We start from the raw sequence: 4,601 nt of genomic DNA, 5'->3' as shown, positions 1-4,601 counted from the left end.
ATCGACCAAGGCTCGTGCCACGCCCCTTTGTCGGAACTCGGGAGAAACGTGGAGCTTATAAAGCCTAACGTAGCCGGGCTCGCCGCCTGCCGCGCGCTGCAGACTTGAGTGAAGCCATCCCATACGCACGCCTTGGTCGAAATCCTCTGCGATCAGAGCGTGCAGCGCCTCAGCCAGGGAGGCGGCCCCCTCCTGCTTCTCGACGGTGACCGTCCAGCCCTCGGTGTTGTTGCTCATCCATTTGACGTCCGCTGGATGAGCGTCCCGGACCCTGATCTTCATGCTTCGTAGCCCAAGACTGCATTTCTAGTGGGCATCATGGCCGTGTGAGCCTGACCTCAGATGATCATCCGTGATCTCGGACAGAACGGCACGGCCTCGTCGCACCCAATGTCGGATGTCGTCGATCGCGCTGAGCGCCGCTTCACGGCCGAGCTCGCGCGTGGCGACGTGGTCGATCTCCGAGAGCAGCGGCGGGGACATCACCAGGAGCCCCGCAGCCATGATGGCTGCGTTTGACGCACGGACGCTGCCCCCCGCGATCGCCCCAGCGTGCCTGCGAGATCGCCGTACCGTCCACCGATTGCGCTCCGCCCGTTGGCGCACGCCCGGGACGCACTCCCGGGCTCACGCTCCAACCCAGCTCCGTACGCGCAGCTTTGGCGGCCTGTCACCAATCCACCTACATCCACTGGTGTTTGCTGCTTGGGATGCCATGGGCATTCTGTATGGGTCTGATCGTCGGCGTGGGTGCAACCTTGGGGGGCCGATGGCAAGAGGGGACGTCTGGGCGGGAAAGGGCACGACCGGATCGGTCGCGAACCTCGTCGCCCAGTTCGGCGAGGAGGTCAGGGCCAAGCTGCAAGGTCCCGCAGGGGCGGTCAGCAGTAAGGAGGACAGCCTGACCGCGCCGGTGGAGCATCTGCTGCGCGGCATGGCCTCGCGGCAACGCCTCAAGCTAATCGTCCACGGTCAGAGTCGCATCAAGGAACTCGGGATCCGGCCCGACTTCGCCATCGCCTGCGGCGGCAGGACCATAGGGCACGTCGAGCTGAAGCAGCCGGGCTCGGGGGCCGACCCGGAGAAGTGGTCGGTGAGGAGCCACGACCGCAAGCAGTGGGAGAAGATCAAGGCACTCCACAATGTGCTGTACACCGACGGATACCAGTGGGCGGTCTACCGTTTCGGCGTACAGGTCGGCCCGACCGGAATCCTGGTCGGAGACCTTGCTTCCGGTCGCCGGCAACTCGTCGTCGCGGACACCGCGTTCGAGCGCGCCCTCACGCACTTCCTCCTGCCGGCGCCCATCGTCCACGACAGCATCAACGAACTGGTCAAGCGCATCGCGGGAATCTGCGCCCTGCTGCGTGACGAGGTCACCGAACGCCTCACCCGCGAGGAGCACGGGGAGGCTGACGCTGCGTTCTCGATCCTGGCCGACAACTGGAAGGACCTGCTCTTCCCCGACGCTCGCCTGGAGGAGTTCGCGGACCAGTACAGTCAGACGCTGACGTTTGCCATGCTGCTGGCTCGTCTTGAGCACATTGATCTGGGCAGGCTCACGCTCCCCGAGGTCGCGATCCGACTGGGCAAGCGGCATTCCTTGATGGGCAAGGCGCTCGCGGTGCTGACGGACGACGCCCTCGACGATCTGCGGGGCATCATCGACCCGCTGATCGACGTCTTATCGGCCGTCGACCCCGAGATGTTCAAGGACGAGACCGGAGACGCCTACCTCCACCTGTACGAGGGCTTTCTGAGCGCCTACGACCCGGAACTGCGACGGCGGACGGGTACTTACTACACTGCCGGCGAGGTCGTCCGCTTCATGGTCGGCTTCACCGATGAGGTGCTGCGTGACCGGCTCGGCCAGGAGGACGGGTACGGAAGCGAGGACGTCACCGTCGTCGATCCGGCCATGGGCACCGGGACCTTCCTCATCAACATCATCGACCACGTCGCCAAGTCCCTGTCACTGAAGTACGGCAGGACGCTCAAGTCCGGGCTTCTCCGGGAGCTCTCGGGCCGACTGGTCGGCCTGGAGAAACAGACCGGGCCGTACGCCGTCGCCGAACTCCGTGTGCACCACGCCTTCCGGTCCCACGACGCCGACATCACGCGCCGCCCGCCGAGGCTTCTGGTGGCCGACACACTCGACGATCCCGCCGTCGAGCACCACCTGGGCTTCATGTACGAGGCGATCGCCCGCCACCGCCGAATGGCGAATGAGATCAAGGCGGACGAGAAGGTCATGGTGGTCATCGGCAATCCGCCCTACCTGCGGGGGGCGAGACAGTCGGGCGTCGGACGCTGGGTCACCGAGGGCAACCCGAACGGTCAGGGCCCGATCCTCGCCCGCTTCCACCCAGAGGACAACGGACGCGTCGGATACGCCCTCGACAACCTCTACGTCTACTTCTGGGCGTGGTCCACCTGGAAGGTATTCGACCAGTTGACCGCCTCGGGAGCGCCGAAGGCCCCCAGCGGGATCGTCGCCCTCATCACCAACTCCGGATACCTGGACAGCGAGGGCTCGGCCGGCATGCGCCACTACCTGCGCGAGGCCGCCGACGAGGGCTGGATCATCGCCCTCTCCCCCGAGGGCGCCTACTCCGACACACGCACCCGTGTCTTCCAGGATGTCAAGCGGGAGATCTGCATCGCCGTCTTCGTCCGCCATGGCGCCCCGGACGCGGATACACCGGCGCGGGTCTGGCGACTCGACGTCCCCGCGGGCACACGCGAGGAGAAATTCAACTGGCTGGAAGGGCTTGGCCTCGACGGTCATCGCGACGGGACCTCCTGGCAACCATGCCCCACACAGTGGACCGCGCCCTTTCACGTCCGGTCCGACTCCGAGTGGTCGGCAATGCCACCGGTGGATGCCCTGCTGCCCTGGACGAGCTCCGGCAACAAGAACAACCGCAGCTGGCCCGTCTCACCCAGCCGGGACGTCCTGGAGAGCCGGTGGCGCAGGCTCGTCCAAGCCCCAGCGGAGGACAAGGCCGCACTGCTGAAAACCACCAGAGACCGCCGTCCGGATAAGCCGGAACCGCCACTGCCCGGGCAGCAGGAAAGGGAAAGCCTTGCCGCGGAGAAGGAGACGTTGCCCGTCACTGTTCCCTACGGCCGGATGACCTTCGACAGGCAGTACATCATCGCGGACAGGCGAGTGATCGACTTTCCGCGACCGGCCTTGTGGTTCGCCCACAACGACCAGCGTCAGATCTACCTGTCCGAACTCCACACGGAATCAGGCCGTCCGGGGCCAGCGGTGAGTTTCACTGCCCTGCTGCCCGACATGCACCACTTCAAGGGCACCGAAGGCGGCCGCGTCGCCCCTCTCTACCGCCACCCTCACCAGGCTGAGCCAAACGTCAACCCTGGCCTGCTGCGCCTTCTCACCAAGACGCACGGCGTGACGGTCACCGCCGAGGACCTCTTCGCGTACATCGCGGGAACAGCCGGCCACAGCGGCTACACCCGCCGCTTCGCCGCGAACCTCGCCGAGCGCGGTGTCCGTATCCCTATAACACGCGACCCGGCTCTGTGGGCGGAGCTCGTGGAAGTGGGCAGGCGCACGGTGTGGATTCACACGTACGGCCAGCGCTTCGCATCCCACCACGACAGTTCACCTGGCTCGTCCCCGAGGCTTCCCCCGGAGGAACAACCGGAATGCGTCGTCGTGATCGGAGAGGACGACGGGTTACCTGCAGACATCTCTTACGACGCGTCCACGCGAACCCTCACGGTGGGTACGGGCTGCATACGTCCCGTGGCGCCGGAAGTCTGGGACTATCGGATCGGCGGGGTGCAGGTGATCCGCAAGTGGTTCAGCTTCCGCAAGCGGAAGCCAGACGTGGAACGACAGACCCCGTTGAACGACATCCTGCCCCCGACCTGGCCTGCCCGGTGGACCGTTGACCTGCTTGACCTCATCAACGCGCTCGGGCTCCTCGTAGCCCTCGAACCCCGACAGGCCCGGCTGCTGGACGCCGTGAGCAGCGGCCCGCTCATCACCACCGACGACCTACGGAGCGAGGGCATCCTGCCCGTACCTGCCTACGCAACCAAGGAACCGAAACCGCCGCGGAAGTCTCGACGCGCCCCCGGCCCTGGTCAGGAGAGCCTCGACTTCTCGGACTGACACCCGCCCGGCCTGAGTGCCTGACGCCCGCAACATCAACGGAATACTGGCACGATGACGCCCCGCCTCAGCAGGCCAGCGGGGCGTCGTTGTATCAGGTCCCCGCCTACGCAGGCCCCCCGCCGGAGCGATCCGACGGGAATCCTCACCACCCGATTGGGCAGATCCGTGCTCGAGGAGGTGCTGTGCTCTCTGACGGAACCGGCTCCTTCGACGCATGTGCGAGTGCAATCGCAAAGTAGGCGCACCCCAGAACGTCACAGAGACACGGGCCGCATGAGACGCCGACCGCATCGTGCCCGACAGCGCAGCCGATTTCACGACGAAGCCGCGCCGGAGCTCTCTGGTGCGGCTTCGTCGTCTCACGGCCCACGCATAGCCCCCAGGCGGGGCCCACGCCGTATCACTGACGCCCCTATAACGCGGGGGTGCGGGAAACCGGTCTGACCAGGTT

2 protein-coding genes and 1 pseudogene are annotated in these 4,601 nt (G+C 66.1%); 1 reads left to right on the top strand and 2 read right to left on the bottom strand.

From position 1 onward, the window contains the following. A partial coding sequence (locus tag ABEA26_RS35140; protein ID WP_345598032.1) for a GNAT family N-acetyltransferase occupies positions 1–282 on the bottom strand: 282 nt, incomplete at its 3' end. 57 nt (positions 283–339) lie between these two features. Continuing rightward, positions 340–504, bottom strand: a pseudogene (locus ABEA26_RS35135) (VapC toxin family PIN domain ribonuclease); the annotation flags it as partial. Between the two features lie 265 nt (positions 505–769). On the opposite strand from ABEA26_RS35135, the gene ABEA26_RS35130 reads away from it, so the two are divergent. After that, positions 770–4,147, top strand: coding sequence for a type ISP restriction/modification enzyme (locus ABEA26_RS35130; protein WP_345598030.1), 3,378 nt, complete (start codon positions 770–772; stop codon positions 4,145–4,147). The last annotated feature ends 454 nt before the right edge of the window (positions 4,148–4,601 follow it).

The organism is Streptomyces marokkonensis, assembly GCF_039539045.1.
Classification (GTDB): Bacteria; Actinomycetota; Actinomycetes; order Streptomycetales; family Streptomycetaceae; genus Streptomyces; species Streptomyces marokkonensis.
The sequence above is the reverse complement of the archived record's forward strand: the minus strand, read 5'-3'. Positions and strand labels throughout refer to the sequence as shown.